23 protein-coding genes are annotated in these 21,072 nt (G+C 70.3%); 10 read left to right on the top strand and 13 right to left on the bottom strand.

The features are described 5' to 3' along the window. Positions 1-241: 241 nt before the first annotated feature. The gene (locus F8271_RS07795) at positions 242-475 is read right to left on the bottom strand and encodes a hypothetical protein (RefSeq protein ID WP_151488970.1); all 234 of its coding nucleotides are present in this window, start codon (positions 473-475) and stop codon (positions 242-244) included. Between the two features lie 145 nt (positions 476-620). On the opposite strand from F8271_RS07795, the gene F8271_RS07790 reads away from it, so the two are divergent. After that, the gene (locus F8271_RS07790) at positions 621-1,058 is read left to right on the top strand and encodes a GNAT family N-acetyltransferase (protein ID WP_151488969.1); all 438 of its coding nucleotides are present in this window, start codon (positions 621-623) and stop codon (positions 1,056-1,058) included. A gap of 5 nt (positions 1,059-1,063) precedes the next feature. Here F8271_RS07790 and F8271_RS07785 read toward each other — a convergent pair whose 3' ends face one another. Continuing rightward, the gene (locus F8271_RS07785) at positions 1,064-1,975 is read right to left on the bottom strand and encodes an NAD(P)-dependent oxidoreductase (protein ID WP_151488968.1); all 912 of its coding nucleotides are present in this window, start codon (positions 1,973-1,975) and stop codon (positions 1,064-1,066) included. A gap of 113 nt (positions 1,976-2,088) precedes the next feature. Between F8271_RS07785 and F8271_RS07780 the strand changes: the two genes are divergently transcribed. The 3 genes from F8271_RS07780 (at position 2,089) to F8271_RS07770 (ending at position 4,230) form a co-directional block, all read left to right on the top strand. Beyond that, positions 2,089-2,460, top strand: a complete 372-nt coding sequence (locus F8271_RS07780) for a hypothetical protein (protein ID WP_225854233.1) — start codon at positions 2,089-2,091, stop codon at positions 2,458-2,460. A 190-nt stretch (positions 2,461-2,650) separates the two neighbouring features. Further along, positions 2,651-3,235 (top strand): hypothetical protein, encoded by a 585-nt coding sequence (locus F8271_RS07775; protein ID WP_225854231.1) that lies wholly within the window; start codon positions 2,651-2,653, stop codon positions 3,233-3,235. Positions 3,236-3,285: 50 nt separating this feature from the next. Then, entirely contained in the window at positions 3,286-4,230 is a 945-nt protein-coding gene (locus tag F8271_RS07770) for an acyltransferase domain-containing protein (protein ID WP_151488966.1), read from the top strand. A 72-nt stretch (positions 4,231-4,302) separates the two neighbouring features. On the opposite strand, the gene F8271_RS07765 is transcribed toward F8271_RS07770, so the two are convergent. From F8271_RS07765 to F8271_RS07750, 4 genes are all read right to left on the bottom strand, one after another. Continuing rightward, positions 4,303-7,131 (bottom strand): PQQ-dependent sugar dehydrogenase, encoded by a 2,829-nt coding sequence (locus F8271_RS07765; RefSeq protein ID WP_151488965.1) that lies wholly within the window; start codon positions 7,129-7,131, stop codon positions 4,303-4,305. A gap of 86 nt (positions 7,132-7,217) precedes the next feature. Beyond that, on the bottom strand, positions 7,218-8,402 hold the full coding sequence (locus tag F8271_RS07760) for a ThuA domain-containing protein (protein WP_151488964.1): 1,185 nt from the start codon (positions 8,400-8,402) through the stop codon (positions 7,218-7,220). Between the two features lie 281 nt (positions 8,403-8,683). Further along, positions 8,684-9,007: a hypothetical protein gene (locus F8271_RS33015; RefSeq protein ID WP_225854229.1), complete on the bottom strand. Its 324-nt coding sequence runs from the start codon at positions 9,005-9,007 to the stop codon at positions 8,684-8,686. Positions 9,008-9,084: 77 nt separating this feature from the next. Next, positions 9,085-9,828, bottom strand: a complete 744-nt coding sequence (locus F8271_RS07750; protein WP_151488963.1) for a cyclopropane-fatty-acyl-phospholipid synthase family protein — start codon at positions 9,826-9,828, stop codon at positions 9,085-9,087. A gap of 545 nt (positions 9,829-10,373) precedes the next feature. Here F8271_RS07750 and F8271_RS07740 point away from each other — a divergent pair. Both F8271_RS07740 and F8271_RS07735 read left to right on the top strand, forming a co-directional pair. Next, positions 10,374-10,577, top strand: coding sequence for a hypothetical protein (locus F8271_RS07740; RefSeq protein WP_225854227.1), 204 nt, complete (start codon positions 10,374-10,376; stop codon positions 10,575-10,577). An 85-nt stretch (positions 10,578-10,662) separates the two neighbouring features. Next, complete coding sequence (locus tag F8271_RS07735; protein ID WP_151488961.1) at positions 10,663-10,845, top strand: hypothetical protein; 183 nt, start codon at positions 10,663-10,665, stop codon at positions 10,843-10,845. 129 nt (positions 10,846-10,974) lie between these two features. Here the strand turns inward: F8271_RS07735 and F8271_RS07730 are convergent, their stop codons facing one another. After that, the gene (locus F8271_RS07730; protein ID WP_151488960.1) at positions 10,975-11,205 is read right to left on the bottom strand and encodes a hypothetical protein; all 231 of its coding nucleotides are present in this window, start codon (positions 11,203-11,205) and stop codon (positions 10,975-10,977) included. After that, entirely contained in the window at positions 11,175-11,486 is a 312-nt protein-coding gene (locus F8271_RS07725) for a flavin reductase (protein ID WP_151488959.1), read from the bottom strand. The genes F8271_RS07730 and F8271_RS07725 overlap by 31 nt, the downstream gene beginning before the upstream one ends. 231 nt (positions 11,487-11,717) lie before the next feature. On the opposite strand from F8271_RS07725, the gene cutA reads away from it, so the two are divergent. Continuing rightward, positions 11,718-12,041 carry a divalent-cation tolerance protein CutA gene (cutA, locus tag F8271_RS07720; protein ID WP_192580186.1) on the top strand — a complete coding sequence of 108 codons (324 nt, stop codon included), beginning with the start codon at positions 11,718-11,720 and terminating at the stop codon, positions 12,039-12,041. Here cutA and F8271_RS07715 read toward each other — a convergent pair. Next, complete coding sequence (locus F8271_RS07715; RefSeq protein ID WP_151488974.1) at positions 12,016-13,185, bottom strand: helix-turn-helix transcriptional regulator; 1,170 nt, start codon at positions 13,183-13,185, stop codon at positions 12,016-12,018. The two genes, cutA and F8271_RS07715, sit on opposite strands and share 26 nt — an antisense overlap. A gap of 147 nt (positions 13,186-13,332) precedes the next feature. On the opposite strand from F8271_RS07715, the gene F8271_RS07710 reads away from it, so the two are divergent. After that, positions 13,333-13,692: a hypothetical protein gene (locus F8271_RS07710; protein ID WP_151488958.1), complete on the top strand. Its 360-nt coding sequence runs from the start codon at positions 13,333-13,335 to the stop codon at positions 13,690-13,692. Positions 13,693-14,600: 908 nt separating this feature from the next. Here F8271_RS07710 and F8271_RS07700 read toward each other — a convergent pair. Continuing rightward, entirely contained in the window at positions 14,601-14,963 is a 363-nt protein-coding gene (locus tag F8271_RS07700; RefSeq protein ID WP_151488956.1) for a hypothetical protein, read from the bottom strand. Between the two features lie 167 nt (positions 14,964-15,130). Between F8271_RS07700 and F8271_RS07695 the strand changes: the two genes are divergently transcribed. Both F8271_RS07695 and F8271_RS07690 read left to right on the top strand, forming a co-directional pair. Next, positions 15,131-15,874, top strand: a complete 744-nt coding sequence (locus F8271_RS07695) for a neutral zinc metallopeptidase (RefSeq protein ID WP_151488955.1) — start codon at positions 15,131-15,133, stop codon at positions 15,872-15,874. Between the two features lie 122 nt (positions 15,875-15,996). Further along, positions 15,997-16,647 carry an HAD family phosphatase gene (locus F8271_RS07690; RefSeq protein ID WP_151488972.1) on the top strand — a complete coding sequence of 217 codons (651 nt, stop codon included), beginning with the start codon at positions 15,997-15,999 and terminating at the stop codon, positions 16,645-16,647. Positions 16,648-16,697: 50 nt separating this feature from the next. On the opposite strand, the gene F8271_RS07685 is transcribed toward F8271_RS07690, so the two are convergent. The 3 genes from F8271_RS07685 to F8271_RS07675 all read right to left on the bottom strand — a co-directional run bounded on the left by F8271_RS07685 (position 16,698) and on the right by F8271_RS07675 (position 21,040). Next, complete coding sequence (locus tag F8271_RS07685; protein ID WP_151488954.1) at positions 16,698-19,253, bottom strand: ABC transporter permease; 2,556 nt, start codon at positions 19,251-19,253, stop codon at positions 16,698-16,700. Beyond that, a complete protein-coding gene (locus F8271_RS07680; RefSeq protein ID WP_151488953.1) occupies positions 19,253-20,020 on the bottom strand; it encodes an ABC transporter ATP-binding protein in 768 nt (255 codons plus the stop codon). The genes F8271_RS07685 and F8271_RS07680 overlap by 1 nt, the downstream gene beginning before the upstream one ends. Before the next feature lie 333 nt (positions 20,021-20,353). After that, positions 20,354-21,040, bottom strand: coding sequence for a response regulator transcription factor (locus tag F8271_RS07675; protein ID WP_151488952.1), 687 nt, complete (start codon positions 21,038-21,040; stop codon positions 20,354-20,356). Positions 21,041-21,072: the final 32 nt, after the last annotated feature.

The following is a 21,072-nucleotide window of genomic DNA, read 5'->3' as shown; positions in this document are numbered from 1 at the left end:
CGCGACCAGCGGCAACCCACACACCATCCCTCAACCCACACCCCTACAACTCCATCTCCTCGAACTCCTCGACATCGACCCACTCGAGTGGTGTTGACAATCAGCCACGTGCGGAATGCAGGGCTAGCCGGGCCACCCCGGCGCGTGCGGCGGCCTCAATGAGGCCCGGCAACTGCGTGTGCGTGTCGACCATGCCCACCCTCCACAGAGTAGGCATTAGGATACGCAACGTCCGCCAGCCTCATCGGGCAGAAGACAGGGCTGCTGCCGTTCGTAAGTCGACTTCTCGGCCGGCCGTCAAGCCGACGACCAGTAAACCCAAACCGAAGTCGACAACGGCAGCGCCGAAACCGAAGCCGGCCACCACCAAAACCAATCCGCCAACAGTCTCGACAGTGCATCCCGGATCGTTCTGCTCGAAGCAGGGCGCTCGCGGCGTGACGAAGACGGGCAAGCCGATGGTGTGTACGACCACCGCAAAGGATCCCAAGAAGCGGTGGCGGGCCGCCTGATGTCACAAACGACTGAGTCCGGCCATTCGAAATGGTTGTCGGGACGCCAGCCGCCCAGCCCACGCGCAAGGGTCCGCCGGCGTGCCGCGCCGTGGTTAGGCTCCTGACATGTTTCGTACGGCTCGGCCCGACGACTTCGCGCAGATCGTCCACCTCTACCGGCAGTTGAATCCCGACGATCCGGTTCTCGACGACGGATCTGACGCGGCGGCCTACCAGCAGATCTTGGATTCGCCGGCGCTGCACCTGTTCGTCCTCGACGTCGATGGGGTCGTCGTCGCCACGACGTACCTCAACGTGATCCCGAACCTCACCCGGTCGGCGTCGCCGTACGCGGTCATCGAGAACGTCGTCGTCGACGAGTCGCGGCGCGGCACCGGCCTGGGCCGGCAGATCATGGCCGGCACACTTCAGGCCGCGTGGGATGCGGGCTGCTACAAGGCGATGCTGATGACGGGCTCGCGGACGCCGGGAACCCACGCCTTCTACCGGGCCTGCGGGTTCTCCCCGGACGCCAAGACGGCGTACCTGGCCCGGCCGTCGTGACGGGGCTAGGTGGCGGGGAACGTCTCGCGCAGCGCGGAGTCCAGCGACCGCCCGGTCGTCGGCTCGACGAACAGGTCGGCGAGCAGGAGGTCGGGCAGGTGGCTCGGGTTGACGCCGGACTCCTTGCGGCCGAGGGCCTGTAGCGCGCCGCCCAGTCGCAGGGCGGCCCGCGCCGCGCCGGACGGCATCCGCGCCACCCGGCGGCGTCGGCCGACCGCCTCGGCGATGCGGCCGATCATGTCCGTCCAGGTGAGGTTCTCGTCGGCGACCGGGATGTCGTCACCGCGGGCCTGCTCCAGGGCGTCCACCGCGATCTCGGCCACGCTGCGCGCCGAGGTCGCGGCGGTCCCGCCGGTCGGGGCTACCAGGGGTGTACGGGAGCGGGCCCACCGGTCCAGCGGCCCGGCCCAGTTGGGGAGCCGGTCGCCGGCCCGACCGAAGACGAAGGGCAGTTCGAGTACGGCGATCGGCAGGTCCGGGCCCGCCGCCGCCCGCCCCTCCACGGCCTGCTCGACCCGGCAGCGGATGTACGTGTGGCGCTCCGCGAGCCGCCACTGCGGGTGCAGCCGGTCGAAATAGGTGTAGTACGAGCCCATGACGACGCCGCGGGTGAGACCTTCCTGGCGGGCGGCGGTGAACAGGCGTACCACCGGCTCGACGTTGTCCCGGCGGAACCGCGGATAGATCGGCTTGGGCAGCGGTCGCTGCTCGTCGGTGCGGGTGGCGTACACGACGCCGTCGTGGCCGGCGAGCAGCGCCCGCAGCTCGTCGATCGAGGCGGCGTCGACATCCACGAGATGGTCGACGCCCGGCTGGGCGGTACGCGCCACTGTGGTCGCGGCGTGGCCCCGCTCGCGCAGCACGTCCACGACATGCGCGCCGATCAGACCGCTGCCACCCACCACGAGAATTCGCACGCTGCATCGTCCACTCTGGACCCGGTCGTTTGTCAAGTCACGATCGGCACCGGGCGGGGCGGCTCTCGAATGTCGGTAGTGTCGAGACCGTTTGGGGTCTACCGTGGCCCGCCGTGCTCTCAAACGAACAGATAATCGGACAGGCCCTGGATCGGATCGAGGCAGGGTACGTCTTTGCTGACAAGGTCGAGGACATCGGCGCCGCGATTCGGCGCCGTCTCGCGGCGGGCGAGTACGACGACCTGGACGGGCCGGTGCTATCGCGTACGCCGATGAAGGCGCCGCCGCGATCGGCGCGGCCATGCAGTTGGTCGCCCTCAGCTCCGCGCTCATCCTGGACCTGCGCGGCCGCGCCGGTGGCGCGCCGGAGGGAGCCGCGATGTGGCACCAACTGGGAGGGCGTCGGGGTGGTCCCCGATGTGCCCGTGCCGGCGGACCAGGCACTCGACACGGCACGCACGGCCATCATGGCCTCCGGCGCGTAGACGCGGCCTCGTACGCGGGGCTCGGGTCGACCCGAGCCTGTGCACGAGACACCCGAACGGAACACCGCCGTCGCTCGGCATGAGTTGTTGATCCATAGTGGTGGAGTCGTATACGTTCAGTGACGGTTGCCCGACTGTGGGACGCACCGGCCGCATGAGAAGTCCTCACGCCGTGATGAACGGGGGAAGAATGCCGGAGACGCGCGCCTTCTGGCTGGACGAGCAGTTCGACCGCGAACACGGCACCGACGGGCGGGGTCGCTACGAGGTTGAGGTGCACGCCCGGATCGACGAGTTCGCCGACACGTGGGGTGACTTCGCGCCCGTCGCGTTCGCGGCGACGGCCTGGCGGGTGGCCAGCGAGCTGTCGCCCGGTTTCGTCCGCTGGCACCGGCGGATCATCTCGGCGGACTGCGCGCGCAGCCCGTGGGACGGCAGCATGGTCTGCGCGGTGACCGTGGCGTCCCGCTGGCCGGCGGAGCTCACCTGGACCAAGCAGTGGCAGCGCGACCGTGGTTGGCAGGACTGGCCGCGGCTGTTCGGCCAGTTCACGGACCCCACGGAGCAGGACCAGACGCGCCACCCCCATCTGCGCGCGCTGCTCCAGGTGCAGGCGCCGGTCCCGCTCGACGATCTGCCGCCGGCCCCCGGCGGCCCGGACGACGACGTCGCGTCCGCGGCGCGTCGGGCCGTCGTGGTGCTGGCTCGGGAACTCAACGACCTCCTCGCGCCGATGATCGGCCAGCTCGACGCCGGGGTACCCGCCGACTCCTGAGCCCTCGGGGCGGGCCACCGGGAGCCCTCCTCGCCGGTAGGGTCGCCCTCGTGGATCTGGACGACACCGCCGCGCGGCTCGGCGTACCCGTCGAGGACGTCGACCGCGTGCACCGGCTCGCCGGCGGCCGACCGTCGGCTCCGCTGCCCGCCCGGGCCGATGCGCCCGCGATCCTCGACCGGCTCGGCGTGCCACCGGACGACGCGGTCGAGATCATGGACGGCTGGCCCGACCCGGATTCCCCACTGTGGACCCCGGAGCTGCGCTGGCTGCTCGACCGCTCGATCGCCCTGGTCCGCGCCGATCTCGGTGGCCACGAGTGGCTGCCGCCCGGTCCGGAGCTGCCGCGTGAGCGTGGCCTCGCCTCGCGGCACCTCTACGTGTACGCGTACCTCGCCCTGGTCGACGTGGCGCGGGCGTACCACCGCGATCACGGCATCGCCGACGCGGTGTCGTGGCTGAGCCTCGCCGATCTGGGCCGCAACCTCGCGATCGACCGGCGGATGCGCGGTGAGGGTTGGCCGGTCATGCAGAGCTGGCTGACGCTGCACGTACGCGGCAGCGTCTACGAGCTGGGCCGGTTGCAGCACCACCGGGGCGGCGAGACCCTCGCCCTGCACGTCCCCGATGCGGGTCCGTTGACCCCCGACGCGGTCGACGCGTCGCTCGACGAGGCCCGCGCGTTCTTCCCGCGCCACTTTCCCGACGAGCACTACGAGGCGTTCTCCTGCGGCTCGTGGCTGCTCGACCCGCAGTTGCGGGAGTACCTGCCGGCGGAGTCGAACATCGTCCGATTCCAGCGGCGGTTCGAGCTGACCCCCTACGAGGAGCAGGAGGGGCCGGACGCCGACGTCGAGGTGCTGCGTTTCGTGTTCCGTACCCTGAGCACGCCGCTCGACGAGCTGCCCCGCCGCACCGCGCTGCAGCGCGCGGTCGTCGACCACCTGAGGGCCGGCCGCCACTGGCAGTGGCGGCACGGCCGCTTCCCGGTCTGAGGGCTCTGCGCAGCCGGTGGTTCGGTGGGTCCGGCCCGGCCGCCGACCAGGGCGGGCCGGACCCACCACCGGTCAACCGGTCAGCGTGAACCTCTCCCAGGCGCCGACCGTCGTGCGGTTGGCGATCAGGGATCCCGCACCGGCGTTCTCGGCGGCCACGATCTGGTTGTTGACCGTGGCGCGCAGGCTGACCGTCCCGTCGGAGTTCGTGATGACCTGGAACGTCTCCCACGCTCCGATCGTCGTGCGGTTCGCGATCAGCGGCTCGGCGCCCGCGTTCTCGGCGCAGACGTACAGGCCGTTGGCGCGCGACCGCAGGGCGATGGTGCCGTTGCCGGCGTCCACGCGGTCGAACTGCTCGGTCGTTCCGACGCTGGCCTTGTTGGCGATCAAGGCGGCGGTGCCGACCGCCGACACGTACTGGTTGTTGACCTGCGCCCGCAGACTGATCACCCCGCTGCCGCCGGTCGTGCCGGTGGTGAAGGTGAACGCGTCCACGTCGAACAGGTAGCCGGACCCGCCCTTGAACACCAGGTACAGCGTGGTCGTCGAGGCGGGCGGGTTGGTGATGGTCGCGGACACCTCGGTGAAGGTCTCCCAGTTGCCGGTCACCGGCACCGTGACAGTGCCCAGCAGGGTCCCGGTGGCCGAACCGGCCCGTACCTCGATGGTGCCGCCGGCGCCGGCCGACGACGCCCGCACGGTGATGCGATTCGCGTTGGACAGGTTGTACGGCTGGTACGAGATCCAGTCGTTGTTCTCGATGAACCCGGCGGTGTGACCACCCTCGGCGCTGGTGTGGTCGGTGGCCTGGACGCCCGACTGGGCGCCGAAGTGCTCACCCTGGCGGTGCTTCGGTTGCAGGGTCCGGATGCTGTGCGTGGTGAGCCCACCGTTGTCGGTGTACGCGGCGTCGAAGACGCCGTAGATGTTGGCCGCCGCGTCGTGCTCCCCGTCGGTCGGGACGGTGATCGAGCCACTGCACCCGGTCTTCGAGGTGATCTGGTGGGCGTGGCTGTCGTGGCCCAGCGCGTAGGTCAGGCTCACCTTGGAGCAGTCGATCGTGCCGTCCTGCGGGTCGCTCACCGAGATCGTGTACGGCACCGTGTCACCGAAGGTGAACAGCTGCCCGTCCGCCGGCGAGGTCAGCGTCACCGTCGGAGCGGTGTTGCCCACGGTCACGACCAGGCTCGCCGTGCCGGACAGGCCGGTCGGGTCGGTGACCTTCAACGTGGGGGAGTACGTGCCGTTCGTGGTGTACGTCTTGGTGGGGTTCGCCGCCGTCGAGGTGGTGCCGTCGCCGAACGTCCACAGGTAGCTCAGCGCCCCGCCCTCGGGGTCGGAGCTGCCGGCCGACGAGAAGGTGACCGTCAACGGGTTGGCCCCCGACGTGGGGTTCGCCGAGGCGACCGCGATGGGGCTGCGGTTGCCGCCGCCGATGTACTCGATCCGGAACAGCGCCTGGTTGTTCGAGCCGGTGCCGTAGTCCAGCACGTACAGGGCGCCGTCCGGGCCGAAGGCCATGTCCATGACCTGGGTGCCGCTCCACGGGAAGTTGGAGATCTCGCCGCGGCTGCCGTCGGCGTTGACCGCGATGGCCTTGATCCAGCGGCGGCCGTACTCGCCGGCGAAGAACTGGCCGTTCAGCGACGCCGGGAACTTGATGCTGGAGTTGAGCGAGGCGTCGTACCGGTACACCGGGCCGCCCATCGGCGACTCGGAGCCGCTGCCGAACTCCGACGGTGACCCGGAGTCGCCGGCGTACTTGATCCAGGCCGGCTTCGCCGCGGGCAGCGTGGTGAGCCCGGTGTTGCGGAACGAGTTGTTCGTCGGCCCGCCCGTGCAGTTGTACTTGGACTGCGACGGCCCGGACGGGAACGTGTATTCATTGTATGTTTCGGTGCTGGTGTTGCTGCCGGTGCAGTACGGCCAGCCGTAGTTGCCGGGTGCCGTGATGCGGTTGAACTCGACCTGACCGGAGGGGCCACGGCTGGAGTTCGTGGACCCGGCGTCGGGGCCGTAGTCGCCGAGGTAGACGACGCCGGTCGCCTTGTCGACGCTCATCCGGAACGGGTTGCGCATACCCATCGCGTAGATCTCCGGCCGGGTGATGGCCGTGCCGGGCGCGAACAGGTTGCCCGACGGGATCGTGTACGTGCCGTCCGCCTGCGGTTTGATCCGCAGCACCTTGCCCCGCAGGTCGTTGGTGTTGGCCGCCGAGCGCTGGGCGTCGAACTGCGGGTTGCGGTCGGTCCGTTCGTCGATGGGCGCGTAGCCGGACGACTCGAACGGGTTGGTGTCGTCGCCGGTGGTCAGGTACAGGTTGCCGGCGGCGTCGAAGTCGAGGTCACCGCCGACGTGGCAGCACTGTCCACGGTCGTTGGCGACCTGGAGCACGATCTTCTCGCTGCCCAGGTTGAGCGTGTCGTCGGAGTTGAGGGTGAACCGGGACAGCCGCAGGTGCCCCTTCCACCGGTCCCAGTCGGACTGCGTGCCGGTCGTCGGGGCGTCCCCGGACGGGGTGCTCAACGTGGGGGAGTAGTAGAGGTAGATCCACCGGTTGGTGGCGAAGTTGGGGTCGACGGCGACGCCCTGCAACCCCTCCTCGTCGTGGGTGTAGACCGACAGGGTGCCGGAGATCTTGGTGTTGCCGGCCACGTCGGTGACCCGCAGGACGCCGTTGCGGGCGGTGTGCAGCACCGACCGGTTCGGCAGGACGGCCAGGGACATCGCCTCACCCAGCTCGGCCGAGCCGGTGGCGAGTTTGACCTGCTGATAGTCGGAGGCGGGAATCACCGCCGCCTGGGCGGTGGATGGTGCGGCAACGGCCAGGGTCACGCTCGCGGCGGCGGTGAGCGCCGCGACGAGGACCCGGGACCAGCGCCGGGGGTACGAGAACATGATCGTCCTTCCTCGACGACCGGGGCCGGGCGTGCGGGGGCGCACCACGGCCAGATGGGGGTGGTGAGAGGTGTGCCAGCCCGAGGTCAGTTGGTGACGAGGTCGAACTTCTCCCACTGGCCGATCGAGGTCCGGTTGGCGATCAGCGCGGACGCGCCCGCGTTCTCGGCGGCGACGTAGCGGCTGTTCACGGTGGCCCGCAGGCTCACCGTGCCGTCGGAGTTGCGGATCAGCTGGAACGTCTCCCACGCGCCGGCGGTGGCCCGGTTGGCGATCAGCGCGGCGGCACCGGCGTTCTCGGCCGCGACGTACTGCCCGTTGCCCTTCGAGCGCAGCGCCACGTTGCCGTTGCCGAGGTCGACCAGGTCGAACCGCTCGGTGGTGCCGGCGGAGGTCTTGTTGGCGATCAGCGCGGTGGTGGCGTTGGGCGCGCTCACGTACTGGTTGTTGGCCCGGGCCCGCAGGGTGGAGCCGCTGGTGGTGGGCGGCGGGGTGGTGGTGCGGGGCGAGCAGTCGGCCGTCACGGCGCCCGCCGCGACGCGCAGGCCGCCGAGCAGCATCTGGGTGAACTTCGGGTCGGTGTACGACGCCTCGGTGTGCCCGAGACCCGTGTACCAGGCCCGCCCGCCGCCGTACGCCTTGCACCAGGTGATCGGGTGGTCCCCGCTCATGTTGCCGCCGCTGTACGACGACTCGTCGAGGCTGGCGAGCACCCGCGCGCCCGAGCGGGGGTTGGTGCGGTAGTTGTACCACTCGTCGGAGCGGACCCAGGTGGTGCCGAGGTGGGCGGTCGACGGGTTCGTCTGGTCCTCGATCCGCACGGTCGCGGTCTGGATCGCCGGGTGCGAGTCGAACCAGGCGCCGACCAGCCCGCCGTACCACGGCCAGCTGTACTCGGTGTCGGCGGCGGCGTGCACGCCGACGTACCCGCCGCCGGCGGCGATGTACGACTCGAAGGCCGTCTGCTGGGAGGCGTTGAGCACGTCGCCGGTCGTCGACAGGAAGACCACCGCCTGGTACTGCGCCAGGTTGGAGGTGGTGAACTGGGCGGCGTCCTCGGTGGCGGTCACGGTGAAGCCGTTGGCCGAGCCGAGTTGCTGGATCGCGGCGATGCCGTTGGGGATGGACGAGTGGCGGAAGCCCGCGGTCTTGCTGAAGACCAGAACCTTGGTCAGCGGGGCCGCCGAGGCGGGAGTCGGCAGGGCGACCAGGCCGGCCAGTAACACGGCCAGGCCGGTGACGAATGCCAGCACACGGGGACGGGAACGCATGGTGGTGCTCCTCTGCTGAGCGTCGGCCCGGGGCGGTGCACGAGGGCACGCCGGGGGCCAGGGTGGCGGTGGTGCGGAAGCCGGGCCGCCGATGCTCGGCTGAGGTGGTGCGAGGTGGTGGTGTCGTGGTGCGGTGGACCAGCCGGCGACTCCGACCACCCAGTGTGGACGGTCGGGAACATCGACTGACATCGTTGAGGCAGTAAACCTCCGATGTCTGGGCCCCGTCAAGCCCACGATCGGCCGCGTCCACAGGCTGGAACCGTGCCGCCGACGAATCCTCAGGAGGCGGGCTCCGGTTCGAGGGCCTGCCAGTTCAGGTGATGCCGGTGTCGTCGCTCGATGACGGTCCAGCCGAGGGCGAAGGGCAGGCCGCCCAGCGCCACGAGCCCCAGAACGTCGGACCCGGTCACGTCGAAGACCCCGCCGACATCTCCGAACAGTTGGGCGACGCTCTGGAAGGCGACGTGGAAGCCGATGCCCGCCCAGATGTCCCCGGTGGCCGCCCGGAAGCCGCCGAGCAGCAGCGCGAAGACGACGAACAGCGCGAGCCGGCCGGGGGATCGGGCTGCCCCGACGAGGAACCCGAACAGGGTGAACAGCACCGCCTGCCCGATGACCGCCTGCCAGGCCGGCAGTCGTTCACCACCCGCGGCGTATGCAGCGGCGTCAACGACGGTCGTCAGCGACCGAGGACGAGGTAGGCCAGGCCAAGGAGCCCTCGGTAGGTGCCGACGTACTGGCGCAGCCGGTCGTCGAGCTCCGCGCGGACCTCTGCGGCGCGGGGGTCTTCGGGGTACGTGAACAGCCACTCCTGCCGGCCCGCGAGCCAGGTGGACTCGAAGTCGTCCCATTCCCGCTGGTCGGCGGTGCTCAGGTGCAGCACCCGCCAGCCACGCTCCCGAGCTGCCTCGACGAGGCCCGCCAGTGCCGTGACCTCGGTGCCGAAGATCTGCTCGGCCGCCGGGGTTGGGGGTCGTTCCCAGTAGGCGTCGCCGAACAACAGCCGGCCTCCGGGCCGGACCACGGTGGCGAGCGCGTCCAGCGCGGCACCGGTGGCACCGAAGGCGTGTGCCGAACCGATGCACAGGACCCGGTCGGCGGGCTCCTGCCAGGCCGCCGCCTCGCCCATCACGAACGCGACATGCCGGTTCAGCGACCGACCTGCGGCGAGCCGCCGCCCTCGGGCGAGCGCGTCGTCGTCGGTGTCGACACCGACGCCCCGGGTGGCGAGCGGGCCGGACACGCCACCGGCCGCGACGGCCCGCAGCAGCAGCTCACCCCAGCCACAGCCGAGGTCGAGCACCCGCGCGCCGGGGCGTACGTCGAGCCGTTGCAGCAGCAGCGCGGCGTGCTCCTCGGACAGGGGCGTGTTCCAGCGCATCCGCGCGTAGCGGCTGGCGGCGAGGTGGTCGGTTGCCTGCATCCGTTGAGGGTGCCAAGTCGCGATTGACGGCGCACGCCGCGACAGGGTGTCGGCATCACCAGCCTGAGCAACCGGGCCACCGCCCGCGCCGCCGAGCTGACGGCGGCGGAGCTGGTGGCGGGCGTCACCGGCCTGGCGGTCAAGGCGGAGCGGTACCGGCCGCGCTGGGTGGCGATCCTCGGGGTGACCGCGTATCGGATCGCCCTTGTTGAAGGGACTGTGCGTGGTGACGAGAGCAGAACGCGTCAAACGGTCGAGCCTGGACTTCGGCTGCATCATGACTGGTCTGGGCGTGATCATCCATCAGACGGTGGTGGTGCCGCCGGGGCAGGCGTCCGAGGCGCTGCTGGTGGCGGCCGTGTCGGTGTTGGGGATCCCGGCTGGCGTGGGGCTGCTGTCGCTGGGAGCAGTGGCGCTACCGGTACAACGTTGCCGCCGTTGCCCTCTCCGGGTTCGGGCTCACCGCCGCCACCATCATCACCGTCGCCCGCGCCGTCAGGGGCGGGTGATTCGTCGTGACGTTCCGAGCCTGGCAAACCTTGGTGGTGGCGCTGCTGTTCGCGGTGCTGACCGGGGCGGCATCGATGGCGTACTCGAATCGTGCAGCGGCTGCGTTGGAGCGCAAGTGGTGCGATCTGCTGTCCACGTTCGATGACGCCTATCGGGAGACGCCGCCGCAGACTCCGACGGGCAAGAAGATCGCCGACCGGTTGCGCGAGCTGCGGGGGCAGCGGTTCAACTGCCCGTAGCGGACGAATCCTGTTGCCATCTGACCCACCTATCGTGCCCGCCCGGACCTGCCGGAGCGGGCTTCTTCATGCCCGGGAGGCATCCGTGAAGATCGGCAGTTACGCCAAGACCATCGTCGCCGCCGTCGTCGCTGGTGGGGTTGCCCTCACCGTGGCCATGGGTGACGACACCTTGACCGCCACCGAGGGCATCTCGGTGGCCCTGGCCGTGCTGGGGGCGCTCGGCGTGTACGTCGTGCCCAACTCCACCGACAGCCCCAAGCGGTAAGGCCGGTTTGGCCCAACCCGGAGCCCCCGTTTGGGGGTACCCCCGAGAATTACCGTTCCCGTCGGGAACGCCCATGAGCTGGTCTGCTACTCCCCAGCGGCAGGTCCAACGAGACGCCCCGCCGACCCTTCACCGGGTCGGCGGGGCGTTGTCGTCGTTTCGGGGCCGGCGCACATCCAAGCCCCGCTGGTGATCCTCCATGTGCGCCTTGAGCGCCGCCTGCCACGCGGCCTGCCCCGCTTCGTCGGCCGGGCCACCGGACCAGCGGTGCGACCAGTCCGAGTGGTGCAACCCTTCGTCGCCGCGGTGGATGCTCCCCACGCCGAGGGTCAGCGCACCCAGCTCACGAACCGTGCCCACGTCTCACCGTTGGTCGTGACCGGCAGGTCGTTGACGGCGGCGGCGTAGAGCGCGCCGCAGTACATGGCTAGGCCGATGCGGTCCCTGCCGTATGCCTCGCCGAGGCGGACCTGCGCCGGGGCGCACGGCCAGTCGGCACCGCAGCCGGCGCAGTCCCATTGCGGCCGGCGCGGCGTGTGCTGGCCGTCGAGCCGCCGGTCGAGGGCGTCGACGGCCTTGCGCCCGCGTTCGCGGTCGGCTCGCCGGGCGTCGTGGATGGTGGTTGGTGCCTCCGAGATCAACGCTGCCCCCTCCGTCAGTGGCTGGAGAGGCGCCCGGTCATCTCCGGCGCGGACGCCCCCCGCCTCTCGGCGGGACGGCCGTGGTCGCCGCACACATCGCATAGGTTCGGAATTCACCACGGCCGTCCCGTCAATCGGACGCTACGGACAACCAAGGGCGGTGAGGTGGGGTCGGCTGTCCGCCGACTGTCCGCAACCGTCCGCGGACACCCTCCCCGCTAGCCTGTACAGGTGAGCGACTACGTGCAGGTGTCGACGGCCGCACCCACCCGGGATGCGGCGGTGAAGCTGGCCGAAGGAGCAGCAGCGGCACGATTGGCGGCCGGCGCTCAAGTCGTCGGCCCGGTGACATCAGTCTTCTGGCACCTCGGCGAGCAAGGCACAGGCGAGGAGTGGCAGGTGCTGCTGTACACGACCGACGACCGGTATCCGCAGCTAGAGGCTTACCTGCTAGACGCTCATCCTTGGGACAACCCGCAGGTCACCGCCGTCCCGGTTGTTCGCGGCTCGGCCGCCTACCTGCAATGGATCACACGGACAGTCGAGGGCGTGTAGACGCCTCGGCGGCCAGGGATCGCAGTTCAACGACGCACGGCATTTCGGCGTGGGGCTCCAGCCGGTTGAGGAACGTGTTGAGGCGCTGGGCGGGCCGCACCGACCCGACCCCACCGGCGAGGCCGATCGCGGTCCCGGCAGTGGCGCACGCCTGCTCGACCTCGTTGGCGTCGAGGTAGGCGTCTGCCAGCCACGACAGGTAGAGGGCTTTGTCGCGGGAGTGAGTGTCGTCGAATCGGGCGAGGGCGCGTTCCAGCACGGGGATGGCGCGCATCGGCCTGCGCAGGACCGTCCAGCACCGCCCGGTCATGATTTCGCCTTCCACATGGTCGACCCAGTACACCCAGTCAGGCTCGGGCCGATCGTCGTGCTCGGTCAGGCACGTGGTGCCGTGCGCAAGCTGCTGGTCGGCCGCTGCGGCGTTGCCCTCGACGGCGTACGCCCAGGCGGCCCTCAGGTGCAGCAGCGCGCGAACGGTTGGCGTTGCGGTCGAGGCGGTCTCGCATCCGGCTGCGGCGGTGTCGGCGGCGGGCTGGCCGAGTGCAAGTTGCTGGTAGGCGAGGAACGCGAATGCGTTGCCGGTGAGGGCGTGGTCGTCGGCGTCGCGGGCAGCGGAAAGGCTGGTCCGGTACAGCCGTTCTGCGTCGGCGTGCCGTCCGGAGTCGAATGCCGCCCATCCCGCGAGTTGGGTTTGCTCGGCGAGGACGGCAAGGAGTTGCCGGCCGACGGTTTCGCTGTAGGAGCCTTCTTGGATGAGTCGGGTGGTGGAGTCCGCTTCGGCTTGGTACAGGCGGTGGGTGTCGGCGCCGCCGAGGAAGTTGTCGAGGCGGCGAAGTCGGGCGGTGCGTTCGGCGAGCCGTCCGGCGGTTCCGGGTCCGACGTGTCGGCCGTGGCCGAGCAGGGTGTGGGGTAGGGCGGCGGCGAGTCCGGCGGCGGCCACGAATTCGCGGCGCCGAATGGTGGGCTGGGTGGCGAGGGCGACGAGTTCACCGGCGGCGTTGAGTGCGTCGTCGATGCGCTGGGCGACCTGGCTGGTGGGCTTTTTCATGCCGGTCTCCAGCTCATGCAGGTACGTCTTACCGTGATAGGTGATCTTGGCGAGGTTGCGCAGGGAGATGCGCTGCGCGTCGCGGAGTTGTCGCATCCGTCCGGCGAACGACGGGTCAGTCACGGCGTGCCTGCCTTCGGGGTAGAGGGCCCGATGGCGGCACCGCCGGCCTCTACCCCGGCGGGCCGCCACCTGGCACGCTACTCCGGGCAGCTATCACCGTCACGTATTGCGAGGGCTATCATGGACGACTTCTTGTACCGGACCATTGACTTCCGGCCCGCGCAGGTCCATGGATGGCGCGCATGCTTCATTGACGACGACGGCAGCCTTCGAGTGGATCCGGTTGTCGGGTGGCTTGTGCAGGAGAGGTACGGGGTCTACCGCGACGGCCGCGAGCATGTTCACGAGGAACCCGTCGAGGGTTACGAGCGGAGGGTCATCGCCGCAACTCATTCGAGTGAATGGGAGGGGCGTGTCTTCGAAGTTGACTTCGGGGACGGCTTCTGGAAGATCCTGCCGCCCGGCGCCGCCGATCCGACGACTGAGGAAGTGGCGGCCGAGCGCAAGTATCAGGAGCAGCGGAAGAACGCCAGACGGTGACGCGGGAGGGACGCCCGACACAGGCGTCCCTCCGCCGCAACCTCTGCGTACGTGCTATTTGATCTTGCTGTCACTCTGAGATCATCTCTGTTGCCGAAGCTACGACGTGCCCCGATACAGGATCGACGACCCTCGGCTTCAGCAGTACATGGAGGAGCAGGCCAAGCAGACTGCCGCCGACTGGCCGGAGCTGGACGACGCTCAACGAGCGACGCTCGCCCGCCTTCTGGCTTCCGCCCCGCCGCCTCACGTACCCAGTCACATCATCGAAGCAACCGTGCGGGAAGCGCCACCGCTCAACTCGGAACAGATCGACCGTCTCCGCCTGGTCCTTCAGCGTTGGAGGGATTCGACGTAGCGCCGCATCATGGCCGTGTGCTCGTCGAGAGCGCGGGCCAAATTGAAGTTGGGCGTGTGGCTGTCGCTCAGCGCGTTCGTCAGACTGGCCATCGTCCTGTCGACGCCGCTCGCAGAGGTGACCGCCGCGTGGTGACGGAGTTCCTAGTACATAGCGAGCACAGCATGCACAGTGGCTGCTGCGGGGTTGAGTTCCGAACCGCCGGGGTGTTCCTCCTCGTAGTGATCCAGGATCGCTTTCGCTCGACTCGCGGCAAGCTCACCACGTGTCCGATGGCTCGGCTAGCCGGCCGGTCGGAAGCCCGCCCCGACAGCACGTCGTAGTCCTGCTGCGACCCGTAGAGCAGAATCATGTACTTCACGATGGTTCCTCCTGTCCCTGGTGCCGGCTGGCACCGTCCACCAGAAACGTCGAACCCGCCCCCCCCGTCCCCGGACACCCTCACCCAGCAACCTCGGTGATCAAGAAGTTCGCGTCACGACACGCCGGTCGGGCTGACGCCAACCTCGTGATCACCCAGGCGGAGGGAGCCGGAGCCCCGCGGGTGGGGTTACTGGCCGTAGGAACGGCGCAGCCGGTGGTTGATCAGGTAGTTGAGGCGGTGTCGCAGGTAGCCGAGGGTGCTCTCGCTCGGCAGGTCGCCGTCGGTGGTGAGCGTCCAGCGGAGCGCGCAGTCCCCGCCGGGTGGCCCGGACGTCAGGTCGAAGCGGATGCGGTCCAGCGGCCGGTGCGGCCACAGCGATGACCACACCAGCAGCACCGGCGCGTAGCCCGCCACCACCCGGGGCGGCACCTCGTCGTCGCGCAACTCCAGCCACGGCCTGCTGCCAGCCTCGTACGGATCGCGCAGCGAACGCCACACGATGGGCGCCGGCGCCGGCTGACGCCGCAGACGGCTGCCCAACTCGTGCATCGCGACCCTCCTCGGCGGACGGCCACACCCCGCCCCAGGCCATTGTGGCGGCCCGGCCCCGGCCAGGTGAACCGTCCGGCCGCACCCCGCGTGAATCCGGTGACGGGCGTGGCGGTCGTATCGTCGGGGTACTGCGCACCGTGAGTACCGATGTCTGGGGAGGCACAGTGGGGGCACGGTCAGGACACGACGCCCGAGGTCCGCTGGCGGGCCTGCTGATCGCCGCGCTGGTGTCGGTCGCCTGCGCCGGTGGCGGCCTGGCCGACCCCGAGGGCGACCGCCCAGGGGCGAACCCGCCCGCCGCCTCAGCGGAGCCGAGCACCACCCGGGCCGACAGCACCACCAGCGTCGCCGAGTTCGAGCAGGACGTCGCCGACGCGCAGGCGGTCGCCGAACGGTACTGGGCCGCCCAGTTCAAGGAATCCGGGCAGCGCTTCGAGCCCATCCGGCGGATCACCCCGTACCAGCGGGCCGGGGAGGTGTCCTGCGGCGGGCAGCCGCTGCCCCGCAACAACGCCGTCTACTGCTCCAAGGGCGACTTCATCGCGTACGACGTCGCCTGGTCGGTGGGCGCGTTCCGGCAGGTCGGCGACGCGTTCGTGTTCTACCTGCTCGGCCACGAGTACGCCCACGGCATCCAGGTGCGCCTCGGCATCAACTACAGCTTCACCATCCAGCAGGAACTGCAGGCCGACTGCATGGCCGGGGCGTACCTCGGCGACTCGGTGCGCTCCGGCGTGCTGACCCTGGCCGAGGGCGACCTGGACGAGTTCCGGGAGGGGGTGGCGGCGGTCGGCGACGACCCGGACCAGCCGTGGTTCGCCGAAGGCGCGCACGGCACCGCCGAGCAGCGCACCGACTCGTTCTTCCGCGGCTACGAGCGTTCGCTGGGGGCGTGCGACCTGGGCTGAGCGGGGTTGCCCGGATCACCCTGGCGCCGGTTGCCGCCACCGGTGGCGGGCGGTGCTGGCAGGATCGCCGATGTCGGCCCGTGACCCTGGAGGATCCGCTGAACAGCCACCACCCCGCCGCCGTGCTCTTCGACATGGACGGCACGCTGGTCGACAGCGAGAAGCTGTGGGACGTCGCGTTGCAGGAACTCGCGAAGGAGTACGGCGGGGAGCTCTCCGCCGACGCCCGCCAGTCGATCATCGGTACCGCCATGGCCGAGTCGATGCGCATCCTGCACGACGACCTGGGGCAACCCGAACGGGATCCGGACATCAGCGCCGCGTGGATCAACGCACGGATCCTGGAGTTGTTCCGCACCGGCCTGCGCTGGCGTCCCGGCGCGTTCGCCCTGCTGCGCGCGGTCCGCGCGGCGGAGATCCCCACCGCCCTGGTGACCTCCAGCCCTCGGGCGCTGGTCGAGATCGCCCTGGACACCCTGGGCCGGGACAACTTCGACACGGTGGTCGCCGGTGACGAGGTGATCGCGGCCAAACCACACCCCGAGCCGTACCTGACCGCGGCGCGGCTGCTCGGCGTGCCGATCGAGCGGTGCGTGGCGATCGAGGACTCGCCGACCGGGGTGGCCAGCGCGCTCGCCTCCGGCGCGGCGGTGCTGGCCGTACCGGCGGAGGTGGCGTTGCCGGACATCGCCGGCGTACACCAGGTGGAGAGCCTCACCGGCGTGGACCTGGAGTTGCTCGCGGCCCTGCTGGCCGACCGGGCCGCGGCCTAGCGGCAGGAAGGGGGCCCCGCGGATCGCGGGGCCCCCTTCCTGCCGGGCACTCAGTCGTGGGCGATGGCGCCCAGGACGTTGATCCGGGCGGCCCGCACGGCCGGGAGCACCGCGGCCACCACACCGATGACGGCGGCGAGACCGAGGAACACACCCATCTGCCCCCACGGCAGGATCAGATCGGTGATGCCCTCGTCCTTGAGCGCCTCGACCACCGCGGCGCCGAGTCCGGTGCCGACCGCCACGCCGAGCAGCGCGCCGAACACCGAGATCACCACCGCCTCCACGGTGATCATGCCCATCGTCTGACCACGGCGCAGGCCGATCGCCCGCAGCAGACCCAACTCGCGGGTCCGCTCCAGCACCGACAGCGCGAGGGTGTTGATGATGCCGAGCACGGCGATCACGATGGCCAACGCCAACAGGATCTGGATCATCGTGAGCAGCCCGTCGAGCTGACTGGTCTGCTGCTTGATGAACGCGTCCCGGTCGGCCACCGACACCTCGGGGCTGTCCGCGAGCAGCGTCTCCACCTGCGGCTGCACGTCGGCCACCCGGGCGCCGGGGGCCAGCTGGATGAAGGCCTGGATGGGCTGCGGGATGGCGAAGTCCTTCGCCGCCGTCGCCGGCAGCGTCACCGGGTTCGTCAACTGCGTCGACTCGTAGATGCCGCTGACCGTGTACGTGCGCGCCTCACCCCGGGTCAGCTGCACGTTCACCGTCGAGCCCACCGACCAGCCCCGCGACGTGGCCGTGTCCGAACTGGCCAGCATCTGGGTCGGCCCGAGCCGGTCGATGTCACCGGCGGTGGCCTTCGCGCCGAAGATCTGCCGCAGGGACGCGATGTCGCTGCTCGCCGTGACCCAGGTGCTCTCGCCGTCGATCCTCGCCATGTCGCCGTACTCGCCGTCGACCAGCTGCACACCGGGCAGGGCCTTGGTCCGGTCCAGTACGCCCGGGTCGAAGCTCGGCGGACGCGGACCGCCCTGCTGCCCGGAGATCACCAGCTCGGCCTTGATGGTGTCCTGGGCGAGCGCGCTGATGCTGCCCTTGGCCGAGTCGAGGATCACCGTGACGCCGGTGACCAGCGCGATGCCGACCATCAGCGCCGCCGCGGTGATCGCCGTACGGCGCGGGTTGCGCCCGGAGTTGAGCCGGCCCAACTTGCCCGGCACCGACCAGGAGAAGATCGCGCCGAGCAGACTCACCACCGGCCGGCTGATCAGCGGGGTCAGCAGCGCCACGCCGATGAAGGCGAACAGCACCCCACCCAGGATGGTCGCCAGGGTCTGCCCGCCCGCGTTGCCGCTGAGACCCAGGAAGAGCAGCACCGCGCCGATGCCAGTGACCAGCGACCCGGCCACCGTGACCTTGGTCAACGGCCGGTCCGGGGTGGCCACGTCCTGCATCGCTGCGATCGGCGGGATCCGCGACGCCCGCAGCGCCGGCAGCAACGCCGCCACCACCGTGATCACCAGACCGACGGCGAACGAGCCGATCACCGCCGCCGCCGGCACACCGATCCCGGCGAGGGTGAGCCCACCGGCCAGCTTGCCGAACAGGAACGCCAGCAGCGCGCCCACACCGATGCCGGCGGCCAGGCCGAGCACCGACGCGATCAACCCGACCGCGATGGCCTCCAGCACCACCGAGCCGATGATCTGCCGACCGCTGGCGCCGATGGCACGCATCAACGCCAACTCCCGGGTGCGCTGCGCCACGATGATGGAGAAGGTGTTGAGGATCAGGAAGGTGCCGACCAGCAGCGCCACCGCGGCGAAGCCGAGCAGGATCTTGTTGAAGAACGACAGACCCTCCTTCAGGCTGGCCGAGGCGTCCGCGGCCACCTGTTCGCCGGTCTTCACCTCGAAGTCGGCACCCAGGGTGCGGGCCACGTCGTCGCGCAGCGCCTCGTCCGACACGCCGTCCGCGGCGCGCACCGTGACGCTGCTGAACGTGTCCGGCTCGCCCAGCATCAGCCGCTGCGCCACCGGCGTGGTGAAGAAGACCTCGTTGACCCCGCCGATCGAGTCCCGGTCACCGCTGTAACCGGCGACGCCGACCAGGGTGAACTCGCGCTTCTTCGACTCGAACGCGGTCAGCACGCCGACCTTCTGGCCAACCTGCACCTTCGCCGTGGTGGCCAACGCCCGGTTGATGACGATCTCGTCCTCGGCCTGCGGAGCGCGTCCCTCCCGCAGTTGCAGCAGGTCGCTCTCGCCGGTCCAGTTCTCACCCAACTGGGGCGGACCGAACGAGGTCACCACCTTGCCGTTGCTGCCGATCACCCGGGCACCGTCGGCGTTGACGATGCCCGTCGCCGAGGCGACCCCCGGCACCTGCGTGACCCGGTCCACCACGGCGGCCGGCAGCGGGGAGGCGGTCTGCTCGCCCTCCAACTCGCTGATCTCGACCTTCGGCTTCGCCGCGACGTTCACGTCGATCTCGGAGAAGCCGTCGGCGAAGACCGAGTCGAAGGAGCGGCCCAGCGTGTCGGTGAGCACGAAGGCACCCGACACGAACATGACCCCGAGCACCACCGCCAACCCGGACAGGATCAGCCGGACCTTGCGGGCCAGCAAACTCTTCAGTGTCGCCCGGAACATCAGTTGCCCACCTCGGCCGGAGTGTCCAGCTTCTTCATGGTGTCCAGCACCGTGTCGGCCGTCGGCTCGATCAGCTCCGACACGATCTGCCCGTCGGCGAGGAAGACCACCCGGTCGGCGTACGCGGCGGCCGTCGGGTCGTGGGTGACCATGACGATGGTCTGGCCGTGCTCGCGTACCGAGTTGCGCAGGAAACCCAGCACCTCCGCGCCGGAACGCGAGTCCAGGTTGCCGGTCGGCTCGTCGGCGAAGATCACCTCGGGGCGGGAGACCAGCGCCCGCGCGCACGCCACCCGCTGCTGCTGCCCGCCGGAGAGCTGTGCCGGCCGGTGGTCCAACCGGTCCCGCAGACCCACCGTGTCGATCACCGTGTCGTACCAGGCCGGGTCCGGCTTGCGCCCGGCGATCGACAACGGCAGCAGGATGTTCTCCTTCGCGGTGAGCGTGGGCAGCAGGTTGAACTGCTGGAAGATGAACCCGACCTTGTCGCGGCGCAACTTCGTCAACCCGCCGTCGCCCAGCCCGGTGACCGTCGTCTCACCGATCGACACCGTCCCCCGGGTCACCGAGTCCAGGCCGGCCAGGCAGTGCATCAGCGTCGACTTGCCGGAACCCGACGGGCCCATGATCGCGGTGAAGCGGCCACGTTCGAACTCGGCGCTGACCCCCCGCAGCGCGATGACCTGAGCCTCGCCGCTGCCGTACACCTTCCACACGTCGTTCGCCCGGGCCGCGGCCTGCGCCTGCTGGCCTACCGTCGCGGTCACGTCATCTACCTCTTCCGTCTGTCCGAAAATGCACGCCGCCCCCGATGGTCCGGCGCGACTGTTCAATCATCGGTGCCGCACACGCCCGTCCCGTCCGCCCCTGGGGGGACTCGGCGCGGATTTCCCGCTGCGGGTGCACCCCCATGCCGGATCAGGGTTGCCCCTGACCCGATGGTCGGTCGAGCGTGTTTCGCGAGCCTGCCCCCTCACGTCACAGGAGGGTCAACCCCGCCAGACCGTCTCCGGTCACGGTAGGTGACGGCGGCAACGGCGGCCGTCACCCCACGGAGGGATCTTCGGGTACGCCGGGTGAGGTATTCCGGCCCGGCGCGGCTACGCCCGCGGGCGGACCAGCCCCGACTCGTACGCCAGCACCACCGCCTGCACCCGGTCCCGCAGCCGCAGCTTGGTCAACAGGTGCCCGACGTGGGTCTTGATGGTGGTCTCGCTGACCGACAGCACCGCGGCGATCTCGGCGTTGGACAACCCGCGCGCCATCTGCACCAGCACCTCGCGTTCCCGGTCGGTGAGCGCGTCGAGGGCCGCCGACGGTGTCCGCGCCGGATCGGGCAGCAGCTCGGCGAAACGGTCCAGCAGCCGCCGCAGGATCCGCGGTGTCACCACCGCGTCCCCACCGGCGACCGTCCGGATCGCCGCGATCAACTCCTCGGCCGGCACGTCCTTGGCCAGGAACCCGCTGGCACCGGCCCGCAACGCGCCCACCACGTACTCGTCCAGGTCGAACGTGGTCAGCACCAGCACCCGCACCGGCAGCCGGGCGTCGACGATCGCCCGGGTCGCGGCCACCCCGTCCATCCGCGGCATCCGGATGTCCATCAGCACGACGTCGGGCAGCAGCCGACGGGCCAGCTCCACCGCCTCCACGCCGTCGCCGGCCTCGGCCACCACGTCCAGGTCGCCCTCGGTGCCGAGCACCATCCGGAAGCCGGTCCGCAGCAGCGGTTGGTCGTCGGCGAGCAGGATCCGCACCGGCCGCGCCGAGGTCACCCGATCGGTCATCTCGTCTCCCGTCCCGCTCACGCCGTGCCGCC

The organism is Micromonospora sp. ALFpr18c (assembly GCF_008868155.1).
Lineage (GTDB): Bacteria > Actinomycetota > Actinomycetes > Mycobacteriales > Micromonosporaceae > Micromonospora.
The sequence above is the reverse complement of the archived record's forward strand: the minus strand, read 5'-3'. Positions and strand labels throughout refer to the sequence as shown.